At 72.4% G+C, this 14313-nt stretch carries 11 protein-coding genes, 1 tRNA gene, 1 other RNA gene and 2 pseudogenes; 10 read left to right on the top strand and 5 right to left on the bottom strand.

What is annotated here, in order from left to right; all coding sequences use genetic code 11:
- An RNA gene (ffs, locus tag OG946_RS16210) (signal recognition particle sRNA small type) lies at nucleotides 1-97 on the bottom strand.
- 71 nt (nucleotides 98-168) lie between these two features.
- Here ffs and OG946_RS16215 point away from each other — a divergent pair.
- The 3 genes and pseudogenes from OG946_RS16215 to OG946_RS16225 form a co-directional block, all read left to right on the top strand.
- Nucleotides 169-253 (top strand) — tRNA-Ser (locus OG946_RS16215).
- Between the two features lie 281 nt (nucleotides 254-534).
- The gene (locus OG946_RS16220) at nucleotides 535-2967 is read left to right on the top strand and encodes a helicase-associated domain-containing protein (protein WP_442814623.1); all 2433 of its coding nucleotides are present in this window, start codon (nucleotides 535-537) and stop codon (nucleotides 2965-2967) included.
- 64 nt (nucleotides 2968-3031) lie between these two features.
- Nucleotides 3032-3300 (top strand): annotated as a pseudogene (locus OG946_RS16225) (phosphorothioated DNA-binding restriction endonuclease); the annotation flags it as partial.
- A 326-nt stretch (nucleotides 3301-3626) separates the two neighbouring features.
- On the opposite strand, the gene OG946_RS16230 reads toward OG946_RS16225, so the two are convergent.
- The gene (locus OG946_RS16230) at nucleotides 3627-4973 is read right to left on the bottom strand and encodes a cytochrome P450 (protein ID WP_326796814.1); all 1347 of its coding nucleotides are present in this window, start codon (nucleotides 4971-4973) and stop codon (nucleotides 3627-3629) included.
- Nucleotides 4974-5113: 140 nt separating this feature from the next.
- On the opposite strand from OG946_RS16230, the gene OG946_RS16235 reads away from it, so the two are divergent.
- Nucleotides 5114-5986: an SAM-dependent methyltransferase gene (locus tag OG946_RS16235; RefSeq protein WP_326796815.1), complete on the top strand. Its 873-nt coding sequence runs from the start codon at nucleotides 5114-5116 to the stop codon at nucleotides 5984-5986.
- 665 nt (nucleotides 5987-6651) lie between these two features.
- Nucleotides 6652-7467: a hypothetical protein gene (locus OG946_RS16240; RefSeq protein WP_326796816.1), complete on the top strand. Its 816-nt coding sequence runs from the start codon at nucleotides 6652-6654 to the stop codon at nucleotides 7465-7467.
- 66 nt (nucleotides 7468-7533) lie between these two features.
- On the opposite strand, the pseudogene OG946_RS16245 reads toward OG946_RS16240, so the two are convergent.
- Nucleotides 7534-7890 (bottom strand): annotated as a pseudogene (locus tag OG946_RS16245) (HNH endonuclease); the annotation flags it as partial.
- A 218-nt stretch (nucleotides 7891-8108) separates the two neighbouring features.
- Here OG946_RS16245 and OG946_RS16250 point away from each other — a divergent pair.
- A complete protein-coding gene (locus OG946_RS16250; protein WP_326796818.1) occupies nucleotides 8109-8501 on the top strand; it encodes a BlaI/MecI/CopY family transcriptional regulator in 393 nt (130 codons plus the stop codon).
- The gene (locus OG946_RS16255) at nucleotides 8498-9397 is read left to right on the top strand and encodes a M56 family metallopeptidase (RefSeq protein WP_326796819.1); all 900 of its coding nucleotides are present in this window, start codon (nucleotides 8498-8500) and stop codon (nucleotides 9395-9397) included. The genes OG946_RS16250 and OG946_RS16255 overlap by 4 nt, the downstream gene beginning before the upstream one ends.
- A gap of 153 nt (nucleotides 9398-9550) precedes the next feature.
- Here OG946_RS16255 and OG946_RS16260 read toward each other — a convergent pair whose 3' ends face one another.
- Nucleotides 9551-11713, bottom strand: a complete 2163-nt coding sequence (locus OG946_RS16260) for an MMPL family transporter (RefSeq protein ID WP_326796820.1) — start codon at nucleotides 11711-11713, stop codon at nucleotides 9551-9553.
- A 29-nt stretch (nucleotides 11714-11742) separates the two neighbouring features.
- Nucleotides 11743-12591 (bottom strand): MFS transporter, encoded by an 849-nt coding sequence (locus tag OG946_RS16265; protein ID WP_442814624.1) that lies wholly within the window; start codon nucleotides 12589-12591, stop codon nucleotides 11743-11745.
- A 167-nt stretch (nucleotides 12592-12758) separates the two neighbouring features.
- Here OG946_RS16265 and OG946_RS16270 point away from each other — a divergent pair, with 167 nt between their 5' ends.
- The 3 genes from OG946_RS16270 (at nucleotide 12759) to OG946_RS16280 (ending at nucleotide 14313) form a co-directional block, all read left to right on the top strand.
- Nucleotides 12759-12887 carry a hypothetical protein gene (locus OG946_RS16270; RefSeq protein ID WP_326796821.1) on the top strand — a complete coding sequence of 43 codons (129 nt, stop codon included), beginning with the start codon at nucleotides 12759-12761 and terminating at the stop codon, nucleotides 12885-12887.
- A gap of 31 nt (nucleotides 12888-12918) precedes the next feature.
- Nucleotides 12919-13557 carry a class I SAM-dependent methyltransferase gene (locus OG946_RS16275; protein WP_326796822.1) on the top strand — a complete coding sequence of 213 codons (639 nt, stop codon included), beginning with the start codon at nucleotides 12919-12921 and terminating at the stop codon, nucleotides 13555-13557.
- Nucleotides 13558-13884: 327 nt separating this feature from the next.
- Nucleotides 13885-14313, top strand: a complete 429-nt coding sequence (locus tag OG946_RS16280) for a cupin domain-containing protein (protein WP_326796823.1) — start codon at nucleotides 13885-13887, stop codon at nucleotides 14311-14313.

A 14313-nucleotide genomic window follows, 5' to 3' on the forward strand; every position in this document is an offset into this window, starting at 1 on the left:
GCAAGGCGCCCCCCACGCACCCGCCAGAGCCCACCTACCCTTGCTGCCTTCCGGCCCTGGGGGAGTTCAGCGAGATAGCGCCGCGTGAGGGGCGACTCCACCTTAACCGATCCCACCCCCAACGAACGAGTTCGCGACCACCCCACCCCGTCTTGTACTCTTGCCCGCGGAGGATTCGCCTAGAGGCCTAGGGCGCACGCTTGGAAAGCGTGTTGGGTTCACACCCTCACGAGTTCGAATCTCGTATCCTCCGCACCCCGCCTGATCAGGCGAAATGAGAACCCTGGTCCACTCAGCGGCCAGGGTTCTCGGCACGCTCTGGTCCCAGTTCTGATCTCATCTATTTCCGGCATAGGGTATTTTTCGCTGCCGCGCGCTGCCGCTGACGGGGCGACCCACGGGACAACGCCTTCACTCACAAGCGGCTTCCTGCCGTCGCAGGACGCGGATGTCACCCGCGATGCACAATCGTGGAGCGTGTACAGGACCGGCTCCGGTTCGAAGAGCAACTTCGTCGCCTTTGCGAGGTGCCCCATCGGCAAGCCCAGCGGATCGACTCTGGCCTCGTGGCTGAGCAGTCTGGAAGTCGGCCGACTGCAGCGAGTTCTGGCGACCCGCCCGGACGCCGTGTCCCCGCCGGAGCCACGATCGTTCGGCGAACTCGCGGACCGCCTTCAGCGCCCGTCGTCGGTTGCCCCCGTGCTGGCGGAACTCGCGCTGCCACAGTTGCAGGTGGCTGAGGCGCTGGCGGCATTGGGGCACGTTCCACGTGCCGCTTTGGCGGATCTGCTGGACGTGACCGAGCCGGAGAGCGATCGCGGGCTGGACGCAGCCCTGGAGACACTGGCCGATCACGCCCTCGTCTGGCCGGACGGCCAGGGTCTGCTGCACATGGCGGCGCCGTTGCGGCGGGCGTGGGATTCACCGCTGGGGCTGGACGCGCCGCTCGCCCGGCTACTGGCGGACACGACCTCCGAGGAACTGCGGCGCACGCTGGTGGCCCTGGGCATCCCGGCGCCTGGCACCACCAAGAAGGCGCGGCTGGCCGCCCTGCTGAAGCACCACAGTGATCCCGAGCGGGTGGCCGCGGTGGTCGCTTCGGCGCCTGTGGGCACTCGGAAACTGCTTGAGCGGCGAGTCCGTCGCCAGGGTGTACAGGCGCAGACGCACGCGGGGTTCATCATGCCCGGGGCCCCACGGGCCGACTCCGAACCGGGTGTGCGGTGGGCGCTGGAGCGAGGACTGCTGGTCCAGGACCGGTACTCCGGGTACGGGCCCGCACGAATGCCGGCCGAGGTGGCGCTCGCACTGCGAGGGGCCGACTGGCACGCCCCGTTCGAGCCGTTCCCGCCCATCGTGCAGACGGTGTCCGTCACCTCGGCGGAAGTGGATCGAGAGGCGGCGGCAGCCGCCACGGCGTTCGCCGTCCACGCCGCCTCCGTTCTGGCGGCGTGCGCCGCGTCTCCCCCGGCCCGGCTGAAGTCCGGCGCGGTCGGAGCACGTGAGCTGTCCCGGATCGGCAGGGCCGCGCAGTGCGACGACATCGTCGTACGCCTCGTCCTGGAAACGGCGTACGACGCCGGGCTGCTGGCCCGGGACGGCGACCGGGTCGCGGCGACGGAACACTACGACGCCTGGGCGGAGCGGGAACCGGCACAGCAGCTCACAGCGCTTCTCCAGGCGTGGCGGACGCTGCCGCTGACCCCGACCCAGGCCCGCGACGAGGACGGCAAGGCGCTGCCCGCGCTCGCCGGGACACCACCCTGTGGCGGCTGTGTGCAGGCCCGGGACGGGCTACTCACCGCCGCGGCATGGCTCCCGGCAGACCAGGGAGTGCTGAACCCCGGAGAACTGGGGCCGCTCGTTGCCTGGCACCGTCCGCTCGCCGATCAACTCCCCCAGGACGCCGCGCCCTTCGCCTCCGTGATCCGCGAAGCGGAACTACTCGGTGTTATTGCCCGCGGCTCCCTGTCCCGCGTCGGTGCCGCCTTGCAGGCAGATGACGGCGAAGCACTGGCCGCAGCCAGTCGGCTGCTGCTGCCGACCGCCACCAGTACGGCCCGCTTCGGCGCGGATCTCACCGCCGTCGTCACGGGCACACCGTCAGCCCGCCTGGCCGCCCTGCTGGACGCCGTCGCGGACCGGGAAGCCGTCGGCACGGCATCCGTATGGCGGTTCAGCCCGGTCACGGTCCGCGCCGCCCTGGACACCGGCCGTACACCCGACGCCATCGCCGCCGACCTGGCCGACGTCGCCGTCGGCACACTCCCCCAGCCGCTGTCATATCTGATCCACGACACCGCGCGCGCTCACGGCCGTGTGCGCATCGCTCCCGCGGCCTGTGTGATCCATGGAGAAGAACCCGCCCTCCTCTCCGAACTCGCCGCCCACAAAAGGCTCGCCGAACTCGGTCTGCGCCAACTGGCACCGACCGTGCTGGTCGGCCGTACTCCGCTCGACAAGACCCTCGCCGCGCTCCGGGCCGCCGGCTATGCCCCCGTCGCCGAGAAGGCCGACGGAACCGTACGCGTCGAGAGGACCCGGCGCCGACGTGCCTCCGCCCCGACTCCTCCTCCACTCCCAGGCCAACGGCGGCGGTCTGCACCGACGGAGACCCCGGTGGACGCCGCCGGCCTGGTGGCCCTGGCCGCCAGGCTGCAGGACGCCCCGCCGACACGTCCGGCCCCCGGCCCGTCCGGCACCGGGGACCGCTGCGGCACAGACACCGAGGAGATCGTCGCGGGGTACGCGAAAAACCTGACGTACACCGATGTCCGCCAGCTCGCCCACGCCGTCGACGCCGGCACGGCCATCACGGTCGAGTACGTCGCCGCCTCGGGCAACCGGACCGTACGTACCCTCAGCGAGCTCGACCTCGACCCGCCCCACCTGTATGCCTGGTGCCATCTGCGCGAGGACGAACGGGTCTTCACCCTCTCCCGCATCCTCGGTGTCATGCCCGCGTAGCCCTCGACGTGGCTCACCCCGTACACGGACCGCAGTTCGACGAGCCGCACTACGATCGCCGGTTTTGGACCGGGTCGAGCACACCGCGCGGCTGAGGCAGTGGACGAGGGGTGGAGCTCGGGCTCCGCACAAGCCGTTGCTGTTCCCGTACGCGCTCCGCCGGTTCCAGTAGGACGGCGACGCCGAGCTGCGGTATAGCGCGGTGGAGCAGGGCCAGCGGCGGCTGCTCGCCGAGTACGGGCCCCGACAACCGGACTACGCCGGCCTGCCCCTTCCCGCACCTGGTGGGTGACGGGGGGGTAGGTGCGCACCGAGTACGGTACGGGCAGCCCACGGCCCTCCACAGCAGGCGCCCCAGCAGGCCGCACTTTCGTGATCGGCAGTGGAGCCCCGCACGGGCTTGGTCTCAGTTCTGGTCTCATCCGCTTCCGTCCGGCACCGTCCGCTGACCGCTCATCAACGCATTCAGCCACGGGTCAGGACGCCGTCGTCCGCCCGTGGACCCACGCACGGCGAATGGGAAAGCGTGTCGGGTTCACACCCTCACGAGTTCGAATCTCGTATCCTCCGCACCCCGCCTGACCAGGCGAAACGAGGCCCCGCAGCGGCATGCCGCTGCGGGGCCTCGTCGCGCTCCGGCCCTCGGGGCTTCGGGCGGGTTACCGGGGTGTGAGGTTCATGCGGATGTCCTCGGCAGCCCACAGGACGAAGCGTTCGACAGGCGTGACCGTCTGACCTGGCGCCATCCGGAACCGGAACCGCTTCAGCAGCATCGCCAGGACGAGTTTGGCCTCGACCATCGCCAGAGTGGCGCCTTCACAACTGCGGGGCCCGAGCCCGAACGGGATGTACGCGAACCGGTGGCGCTGGGCGGACGCCTCGGGTGTAAAGCGGTCCGGGTCGAACACCTCCGGGTCGGGCCAGTGCTCGGGGTTCATGTGCACGGCCCAGAAGGGATAGAAGATGGTCGTGCCTGCGGGAACGGTGTACTCGCCGAGCTTGAGGTCCTCGGTGGCCTCCCGGGCGCCGTACGGTCCCGGCGGGTACAGCCGCATGGCCTCCCGGAGCACCATGTCCAGGTACGAAAGCGGCCTGAGGTCGCCGTAGTCGGGTGCGGCGCGGTCACCGAGAACCCGGTCGACCTCCTCGGTGGCCCGCTCGGCTATCTCCGGGTGCCGGGCCAGCAGGTAGAGCGTCCAGGAGATGGCGACACCGGTGGTGTGGTGGGCGGCCATCATGGTCGTCAGCACCGTGTCGCGTATCCGCGCCGGCGACTCGCCTGCCCTGACCAGAGCCGCGACCAGGTCGCTCCGGTCGGCGTGCTCGGTGGTGCCGCGTTCGCGGTGCGCGGTGAGCACCTCGTCGACGGTCGCACGCAGGTAGGCCAGGGCCTCTTCGGAGCGTACGCGGCGCTCCTCCTCCGTGCCGCCCACGTCCATCTGGTACAGCCGCGCCAGGTAGTCGGTGAGCACGTCCTCGAACGCCGACACGACCCGCCCGGCGGCCTCCTCGGACTCCAGGCCGTTGCCCAGCGAGTATTCACAGATCATCCGCAGCGACAGCTCGCTGAGGTCCTTCTGCAGCTCCACGGGGCCCCGCGCGGCGTTCTCCGCCCACCGGTCGGCCATCGACGTCGTCAGCGCGGTGAACTGCGCGAAGTGCGCTTCGTGCGAGGGTCGTCCAGCCAGCACGGAGAGCATCACCCGCCGCCACGGCACGTGTTCGTCTGCCGGGAGCGTCTGCACGTTGCCCGACTCCTGGAGGGGCTCCAGGAACTCGAACAGCTTCTCCGGCCGCTTGTTGATCTCCGCGGTGGCCTCCAGCAGCACCGGATCGGCGACCGACACCGCCACGTCCGCACCCGGTAAGGGGAAGCGCACTACCGGACCGAACTCGGCGTGCAGCTTGAGCTGGTAGTTGTGCAGCCCTCCCGCCGCCACGATCGCCTTGACACCGTCACCGCCCGCGGGCGGGCCGGGAATCCTGTCGATGCCGTCGTCCGGCATGGCACTTCCTCCTCGGGTCACGTCCCGGCAACGTTGTCAGCCGAAAACGGCCGTTGCCGGGGTGGCTTCGTCGGCCGGTCGCTACGCTCGCATGGTTCCACGGATTCTGCAGCGCGGCAGGGGCATGGCGGGAGAACTCGATGAACAAACCGTCGTCGAACGGGAGAGGACGCGAGGAGGAGAACCCCCTCCAGCTCCGGACCCCGGCCGTCCCACGCATCTACGACTACTTCCTCGGCGGCAAGGACAACTTCGCCCACGACCGGGCGGTCATGGAGGAAGTCCGGCGGCACGTTCCCGACGCACCCCTCATGGCGCGGGAGAACCGCGCGTTCCTGCGGCGCGCGGTACAGTGCCTGGCCGGGTCCGGAATCCGGCAGTTCATCGACATCGGCTCGGGTATGCCCGTCGAGGGCGGCGGGCACCAGAACCTGCACGAGATCGCCCAGCAGGTCGCCCCGGACTCGCGCGTGGCATACGTCGACATCGACCCGGTCGTCGTCAGCCACGGACGGGCGTTACTCGGCAGATCGCCCCTGGTGGCCGTCACCCGCGGCGACGCCCGGCACCCCGAGGCCATCCTGGCCGATCCCGAGCTGCGTGACGTTATCGACCTCGACCGGCCGGTCGCCGTGGTCATGCTGGCAATGCTGCACTTCATCGACGACGAGGCGGACCCACCCGGGATCGTGGCGCGACTGCGCGGAGCGATGGCACCCGGCAGCCATCTGGTCATCTCGCACTCGACCTCCGAGTTCGACACCGACGGCCGGGTTCAGAAGGCCGCCGACGTCTACAAGAAGGCCCGCTCTCCGCTCACGCTGCGCAGCTACGCGGAGATCAGGCGGCTGTTCGACGGCTTCGACCTGCTCGACCCGGGCCTGACCACCGTGTCGCTATGGCGCCCCGAGCTGGCACCCGTCTCGCCGTGGTCCACCACACCGGCCCCGACCGCTCCGTCCGGTGCCGAACGCCAGTGGGTCTGCGCAGGAGTCGGACGAAAGACCGACTGACAGCGGCCGACGCGGCGACGTGGTACGAGCATGCCGACCGTGCCAGTGGCGGAAGTCGAGCGTCCTGCCGGAGCCGCACATCGCGCACGCGTATGCGCAGGCCCGCAGCATCGGCTCGGTGAAGCCCGCGCGGGGGTGCGGCTCGTGCAGCCACCGTGTCGTACGCGGCGAGTTCAAGATCGGTGAGGTCCAGACCGGCCGCTGTACAGATCGCCCCGTGGATTGCGGGGATGGACGGGCCGCATGGTCTCAGTTCTGGTTCTCGTTCACCAAAGTCCGCCGCCGCCCACCGGCTGCGCTCTACGAGGCCCTGCCGCAGGTCGGAACCCCGGCGCCCGCGCCCGGACACCCGCACGGCGAAGGGGAAAGCGTGTGGGGTTCACACCCTCTCGAGTTCGAATCTCGTATCCCCCGCACCCCGCCTGAGCAGGCAAAACGAAGGGCCTTGCTGTTCGTCGGCAGGGCCCGTCGCTGTGGCGCTCAACGGTGGGTCTCCGGTCTCCGGTCTCCGGTCTCCGGTCTCCGGTCTCCGGTGTCCGCGTGATCGCGGGCCGGTCTCACCCGTGATCAGGGCGATGGCCGAGACCCGCTGCGACGATACTGTCCACGGGGACGATGGATGACTGCGGCGGGACAGGGGCCGCGATCGGTGTGGGGGTAATGGCATGGCGGCGGAGTCCGTGCGGGTCGTGTTCGTCGACGCCGAGACGGAGGCGGAGTTCGCGAGGACCGAGCTCGCTCCCGGACAGCTTCCCGACTCGTTCGAGCATGAGACGCGTCTTGACCTCGGAGGAGAGCCGTGGGCCGTTGTCCGGGCCGAGCCGCCGACCGCCGCGCAGTTCCTTCGGAGCGGCAGCCTCGTGCTGACCCTGAGACGGATCCAGCCGGTGGACCCGCAGGAGTTGACGTACTCCCTGCCGACGATCTTCGACCCGCTGCCGCCGGCTGAGGACTCGACCGGTCCGGGGGAGCACTTCGTGATCCACGAGGACGGCTGGCGGCAGGCCGAGATGGTGTCCCGTCAGCTCGCGGGGCAGGCCGAGGCCGAGATGCGCGCGATCCGTGAGATCTTCCGGCAGCATTCGCGGGTGATCGGCGAGGATGCGTCGTCGGTGCGGGTCTTCGACAGGATCCACCTTCGCCGGACCCCGACCGCCCCCATCTCCACCGAGGTTTCGCTGCGGCGGCTGTCGGAGCTGCTGCCCGGCGGCGGCAGGCCGTACGCGGGCGTGCGTTTCCGTGATGCCCCGGGCCGCGTGGTCGACTCGTTCGCGATCGCCTCCGATCCCCTCGTCGTGTACGGCCAGGCACAGGGTGACCGGGTCACGACGCTGTGCCTCGTGCCCTCGCCCGATGCCGCGGCGGAGTCGGCCGCCGGCCTCGCGCAGGCGATGCGCGAGTTCGATCTGTTGCTGGCCGACTGGTGCAGCGGTCGGCTGTTGGACGCCTCGGCGATCGGCGCCTTCGTGAATCCGGCGTAGCCGCCGGGATGTGTGCGACCGCTCGTTCTCCGGGGCCGCTACGGGCGCTCCGCAGCCCGGTGCGGTTCAGGCTGCCGTGCCGATGTCGCCCTTGAAGACCTCAAGGCCGTGCCAGCGGAGATGAACGGCGTCAAGCGGCGGCCGGCCCGGACGTGGCGTACTCATCGGCCGGTCGTGGAGGTCGTCGATGGCGAGGCCGGCCGGGCTGCGGGCGACGTACAGCTCGGACACCCTGATGCGCAGCTCCGAGGTGAGGCCGAGGACGCCCAGGTCGAAGAGGGTGTGGTGCAGCGAGCACAGGGCGATGCCGTTGCTGACCTCGTCCGGTCCTTCATGGCTGTGCCAGCGCACGTGCGCTGCCTCCAGTCCCACCGGGTTGCGTCCGAGCGCGCCGTCGAAGCCGCACGTCGCGCAGGCGTACGCAGTCACCCACCGGGGCGCTACGAGGGAAGGCGTCGCGTGGGTACGCACCCCGAACCCGGTACCGCCTGCGCACCGCGGTCGCCTTCCACGGGGTCCTCGTATCACTCGTGCCGGCCCGGGAGACATGGCGCGGGGGGCGCCGGAGCGGGGCTCCCCCGGGTTGTTCTACGTGGGGTAGAGTGCGGTGCCACCGCGGTCGCGTCGGAGGGAGCGGGCACGTGCGGCGTTCTGGGGAGTTGGAACGCGCGGTCATGGACGTCCTCTGGGACGCCGGCCGCCCCCGCACCGCCAAGGACGTGCTCGACGCGCTGCCGGACCGCGCGCTGGCGTACACGACGGTGATCACGGTTCTGGACCGGCTGGCGCACAAGGGGACCGCCCGGCGCGAGCGTATCGGCCGGTCCTGGCACTACACCCCGGCGGCCAGCAGGGAGTCCTACGTCACCAGCCTGATGATGGACGTCCTCGCCCAGGCCGGGGACCGCGACGCCGTTCTGGCGCACTTCGCCCGCTCCGTGTCCGACCCGGAGGCCGACGTCCTGCGCGACGCGCTCGCCCGCGCGGCGGATGAGCACCAGCGGTCCGACGACAAGGGCAAGCGCCGCCGATGAGCCATCTGCTGCACTTCGCCGTCATGCTGGCCTGCTGCCTGGCGGCCGTGCGGCCGCTGGCCCGGGCCCGCTGGGTGACGCGGATGCCGCGCACCGCGCTCGTCACCTGGCAGGCCCTCGGCCTCACGCTGGAACTGTCCCTGCTCGGGCTGGTCTTCGCCGCCGTGTTCGCGCCCGCCAACCAGGGACTGGTGCCCGGCCTGCTGCACCTCGCGAGCGCCGGCGGCACCCCCGCGGGACCGCTCGCCCCGGCCGCGCTGGCGCTCGGAGCCGCCTATCTCGCCGCCCGGGGCTGGAGCCTGGCGCTGGTCTGCCGGGACCTCGCCCGGCACCGGCGCCGCCACCGCCACCTGCTGACGCTCGTGGCCCGCTCGCGGGAGGCGCTGCCCGGTGTCGAGGTGCTCGACCACCCCGTCCCGGCCGCGTACTGCCTGCCCGGGCGCCCCGGCCTCGTCGTGCTCAGCACCGGCGCCCTGCGTCTCCTCGGCCCGCGGCACCTCGCCGCCGTCGTCGCCCACGAGCGCGCCCACCTGCGCCAGCGCCACGATCTCGTCCTGCTCCCCCTGCTGGCCTGGCGGCGGCTGCTGCCGCACAGTGCGCTGCTGCTCGAATCCGTGGCGGCGGTCCGGCTGTTGCTGGAGATGTGCGCGGACGACGCCTGCTGCCGCCGCCTGCCGCGGCGCGACCTGACCGACGCTCTGGCCCGGTTCACCGCCGCGGGCGGCACCGTCCCGCCCCCCGCCGGCGGCTTCGCCGCCGCGGACACCGCCGTCACCGCCCGGACCGCCCGGCTGCTGGCACCGCGGCAGGCCACGGCTTTCGCCCGTACGGCGGTCCTGGTACTCGCCGCGGTCGCGCTGTCCACTCCGGTGAGCCTGTTCGCCCTCCCGCTGTGATCACGGCCAAGGCACGACAGCCCGCCGTGCGGCTTCCCCGCGGAGCGCGGGCCACCGTGGTGACCAAGTCCCCCGTGAATCCCGGGCGGACGGCCGACGGCACCCGGCCCGGGACGTGCGTTGCGCGCGGGCGTTCGGAGGGTGGCGGCGCGCCTACGTCCGGGTCGGCTCGTCGCTCCGGGCAGCGGCTTCCGGCCGCGGCCCGGCGGCCGGGACGCCGGGGCGCCGGGCCGGGCGCGGCCAGGCGCGGTCGCCGAGGTACGTGAGCAGCGCGGGGGTGACGACCAGTACGGCCGCCGCGGCGACCAGGACGCCGCCGGCGAGGCCGAGTCCGAACTGCTTCATGATGCGGTCGGGAGAGAGCGCGAAACTGGCGAAGACCGCGGCCATGATCAGCGCCGCGGCCAGCACCACGCGGCGCGAGTCCCGCAGGCCCTCGGCCACGGCGTCGCGGGCGTCCGCCCCGCGCAGGCGGGCTTCGCGGATCCGGGCGAGGACGAACACCTGGTAGTCCATTCCGAGTCCGAACAGCAGCGCCATCAGCGTCATCGGCAGGTAGCTCTCCAACGGCCCGGTGGCGCCGGCGCCGAGCGGGCCCGCCGCCCAGCCCCACTGGAAGACCGCGACCAGCAGCCCGTAGGACACCCCCAGGGACAGCAGGGTGAGGACCACCGCCTGCACCGACACGACCGGCGAGCGGAACATCACCGCGAGCACCAGCGCGGAGATGACGACGACGGCCAGGATGAAGACGGCCAGCCGGTCGGCCATCCGGTCGGTGAGGTCCTGGAACGTGGCGGTCACCCCGCCCACGTGCAGGCGCATCGGGGTACCGGCCGCGGCCTCCGGCAGCGCCGTCTCCCGCAGTTCGCGTACGAGGCGGGGTGTGGCCTCGTCCTGCGCGTCGGTGCGCGGGACGACGGTGATGACCCCGGCCCGGCCGTCCGGGCTGGTGGCCGGCGGGCTGACGTGGGCGACGCCGGGGGCGCGGCGTAGCCGCTCGGCCAGCCCGGCGGTGTCGCCGGGAGAGGCACCGCGCAGGTCGGCCACCACCATCAGCGGCGCGGTGGCGCCCGGACCGAACGCCTCCTGCTTCAGCTCGTGGGCACGGCGGGTGGTGTCCGAGGCGGGGGCGTTGCCGGCGTCGGCGGAGCCCAGCCGCATCGCGGCCAGCGGCGCGCAGAGGACCAGCAGCAGCGCGGTGGCGCCGATGACCACCGCGAGGGGCCGGCCGCGCAGGAGCTTCTCGTACGGACCGGGGGCCCGTTCGTACGCACCGGGCCCCCGCGCCCCGGCACCCCGGCGCTCCAGCCGCCCGCGCGGCGTCAGCCACCGGTCGGCGATGCCCAGCAGAGCCGGCACCAGGGTGAGCGCCAGGCCGAGCGTCGCAGCGACACCGAGCATGCACGACACCGCCAGCCCGTACACGAAGGGCACCCCCATGAAGAACATCCCGCCCAGCGACACGATCACCGTGGTGCCGGCGAAGAGGACCGCCGCCCCCGACGTGCCGGCGGCCAGCGCAACCGCCCGGTCAGCGTCGTGTCCTTCGCGGCGGGCACTGCGGTAGCGGACGGCGATGAACAGCGCGTAGTCCACGGCGACACCGAGGACGATCATCACGGCCACCGACATGCTGAAGTCCGGCACGTTCATGGCCTTGCTCAGCAGCATGACCAGCCCCATGGCGGTCAACAGCCCGGTCAGGGCGGCCAGGACGGGCAGCCCCGCCATCGCCAGCGACCCGAACGCGGCGAGCAGGATGACCAGCGCGGCCCCAAGACCGACGCTCTCGCTCAGCCCGGTGCTCGGCTTCGGGGCGAACATGGTGCCGGACAACTCGACTTGCAGGCCGTCGCCGGACATGCCGGTCAGCCGCCGCTCGATCTCCCCGGCGGCCTCGTCGGGCACCTCGGTGCGGCCGACGGTGAAGACGATCCGCGCCGTCGCGGTGGTGCCGTCGTCGCTGACGAGCCCGCCGCGGGCGGCGTCGTCGAAGGGGACGACATCGGCCACCACCGGGTCGGCGGTACGTGCCGCCGCGAGCACGTCCCGCGCCCGCTCCCGTACGCCGGGAGCGTCGAGGCCGGCGTCGGCGTGCAGCACGATGTCGCCGGTGCCCGCGGCCTGTTCGGGAAAGTGCCGCTCCAGTACGTCGTACGCGCGCTGGGAGTCGGTGCCTGGCAGGTCGTACTCGGAGTCGAAGTCCGTGCCGGCCATGCCGCCGACCGACGCGAGGGTCAGGGCGGCAAGCAGCCAGCCGAGGAGGGTGGTCCAGCGCCGGCGGTGGCAGGCGCGGGCGATGCGGACGAGCATGAGACGGGCCTTCCGTACCTGACTTTGCTCTACGTCTTGTAGAGCAACTGTGGGCGGCACCGTAGCAGGGCTCCGGCCACTTGCTCTACGCGAGGTAGAACAATCGGCGACACGCGCCGGATCCGGCCTGAGCGGGATGCGTCCCGTCCGGCGGCGAGACGAGGCCCCGCAGCGGCGTGCCGCTGCGGGGCCTCGTCGTTGCCGGTCGCCCGGTACGGGCCCGGTCTCGTCGGGGGATCGAGGGGGCGGTGGGCGGTTCGGCGTTCGGTGAGGAGCGGCACCAGGGCGATGACGACGGCGTACATCGCGAAGCTGTTCAGCATCAGAGCGGCGGCCAGGGTGACGAAGGGGCGGGTGCGGGCCACGGACCGCCCGCCGCCGGCGGACCGCGGGGGCGGCGGGGGTGCGGGTGGCCAGGGGGCGCGGCGGGCGAGGGCGTGGGCGGGGAGGGTGACGACGGCGAGCACCGCGGCCAGCACGGCGTACGTGACACGCCAGGAGAAGTGCGACGCCAGTGCGGCCGTCAGCGGGGCGAAGACGGTGGACGACAGCCCGCCGGCCAGCGTGACGATCGTCAGCGCGCGCACCCGGTCCTCGCCCCACCAGCGGGTGACGGCCGCGAAGGCGGGCTGGTAGAACGTCGCGGCCATGGTGATCCCGGCGAGCAGCCAAGCCGCGGTGAAGACCGCCTGGTTGGGGGCCGCGGCGAGGGCGGCGCCGGCGGTGACGCCCAGCGCGGACCCGGCGGTCATGACGGCGCGCGGCCCGCGGCGGTCGAGGACGCGGCCGAGGGGGATCCCGGCGAGGGCGGAGACCAGCAGGGCGGCGGAGAAGGCCGCCGTGGTGGCGGTCGGCGACCAGCCGGTGTCGGCGGTGATGGCCGGGTTGAGGACGGGGAACGCGTAGTAGACGATGCCCCAGCTCGTGATCTGGGTGGCGCACAGGGCGGGGAGCACGGCGCGCGGCCGCGGCCGGTTCGCGGTGCCGGCCGCGGGCGGAGGGCGGTAGCCGTGCGCCGCAGGGCCGGCGCCCGCTGACCGTGCCCGTGCTGCTGCGGACCGCCGAGGTCTTCGGCGTCGGCGCGGAGTTCTTCTCCCAGGCCGACGAGCCGGCCGGCGATCGCCCCGGCCGGCGTACGTACCTGCCGTATCCGGTGGTACGCAGGACCCTGTGACCGAAGCCCGACCGCCCCAGAGGGAGCACCCGTGAGCCAGCCGTCAGACCTCCAGCACCCCCGCTTCGCCCGCCAGTACCTGAAGATGGCCCCCGTCGCCGACCGCCGCGGCGGGGCCGAGCACCGGCGCCGGCTGCTCGCGGGCCTGACCGGCCGGGTCATGGAGGTCGGCGCCGGGCAGGCGCGCAACCTGCCGCACTATCCCGGCACCGTCACCGAGGTCGTCGCCGTCGAGCCGGACGACACCCTGCGCGCCGCCGCCGAGCGGGCCGCCGCCGCCGCGCCCGTGCCGGTGCGGGTGGCCGCCGGGCACGCCGGGGAACTGCCGGCCGCCGACGGGGAGTTCGACGCCGTGGTCTTCTCGCTGGTGCTGTGCTCGGTGCCCGACGTGCCCGCGGCGCTCGCCGAGGCCGCCCGCGTGCTGCGGCCGGGCGGCGAACTGCGGTTCTACGAGCATGTGCGCTCCCGGCGCCGCCTGTTCGCCGCGCTGGAGGACATCGGCACCCCGCTGTGGCGCCGGGCCGCCGGCGGCTGCCGCCCCAACCGCGACACCGAAGCCGCCGTCCGCGCCGCCGGGTTCGCCCTCGGCGACGTCGACCGCTTCGGCTTCGCCTTCTCCGCCCTGGCCCCCCGCGTCGCCCACGTCATCGGCACCGCCACCCGCCCCTGAGCCCCTGAGCCCCTGAGCCCCTGAGCCCCTGAGCCCAGGGTGGCCCGGCCGAACGGCCGTGCCGCCCGCGGGAGTCGGTGAGGAGTGCACGGCGGCGGCGCGCGCCCTCCGCGCCACCCGCACTCCGTCCCCGCCTGCGATATTCGCGTCGGCCGCTGGTCGGACTGATCGTAAAACTACACCCACTTGAGTGGCCCGGAGAGCGTCGTCGTTTTCGCCGGGACACGCTGGAGAAATCACCTGGCGTGGCGGAGGCATTCACTCATCTCCGCTGCTACCGGACCGAGTTCGGCTTTTCCTCGAATTTCGCAAAGGCAGGACAAAGTCGTGGCAAAGAATGAGGCACTGGCCGCCAGGGTCACCCTGGAAGACGTCGCGCCGAACCGTCGGCAGGGGGGTGCCATACGGGCGCTGCTCACCCCCGCCTCCGTCGGCGCGACCTCCGGGTTCCTGGGGCATCTCGAATTGGCACCGGGTGAATTCGTCACAGAGCACTACCACCCGTTCTCCGACAAATTCCTGTACGTGACCGAGGGTTCCGCCGTCGTCCGGGTCAACGGCGAAGAAGTACCGCTGGAATCGGACCAGGCACTGCTCATCACCCGCGGGCAGCGCAACCGCATCGAGAACCGCGGGTCCTGCGTGCTGAAGGCCGTATTCCAGATCGCCCCGCTCGCGCCCCGGCCGGAACTCGGCCATGTGGACACCGAACCCGTGCCCCATCCCGGGTGCGTGCCGCCGCGCGTGGGCGGCTGA

Origin of the sequence: Streptomyces sp. NBC_01808, from assembly GCF_035917395.1 — a bacterium.
Classification (GTDB): domain Bacteria; phylum Actinomycetota; class Actinomycetes; order Streptomycetales; family Streptomycetaceae; genus Streptomyces.

Bases quoted from the DNA above. Each gene is read 5' to 3' on its own strand.
- OG946_RS16255 (WP_326796819.1), top strand. From the start codon at position 8,498: ATGAGCCATCTGCTGCACTTCGCCGTCATGCTGGCCTGCTGCCTGGCG.
- OG946_RS16260 (WP_326796820.1), bottom strand. From the start codon at position 11,713: ATGCTCGTCCGCATCGCCCGCGCCTGCCACCGCCGGCGCTGGACCACC.
- OG946_RS16230 (WP_326796814.1), bottom strand. From the start codon at position 4,973: ATGCCGGACGACGGCATCGACAGGATTCCCGGCCCGCCCGCGGGCGGT.
- OG946_RS16240 (WP_326796816.1), top strand. From the start codon at position 6,652: ATGGCGGCGGAGTCCGTGCGGGTCGTGTTCGTCGACGCCGAGACGGAG.
- OG946_RS16235 (WP_326796815.1), top strand. From the start codon at position 5,114: ATGAACAAACCGTCGTCGAACGGGAGAGGACGCGAGGAGGAGAACCCC.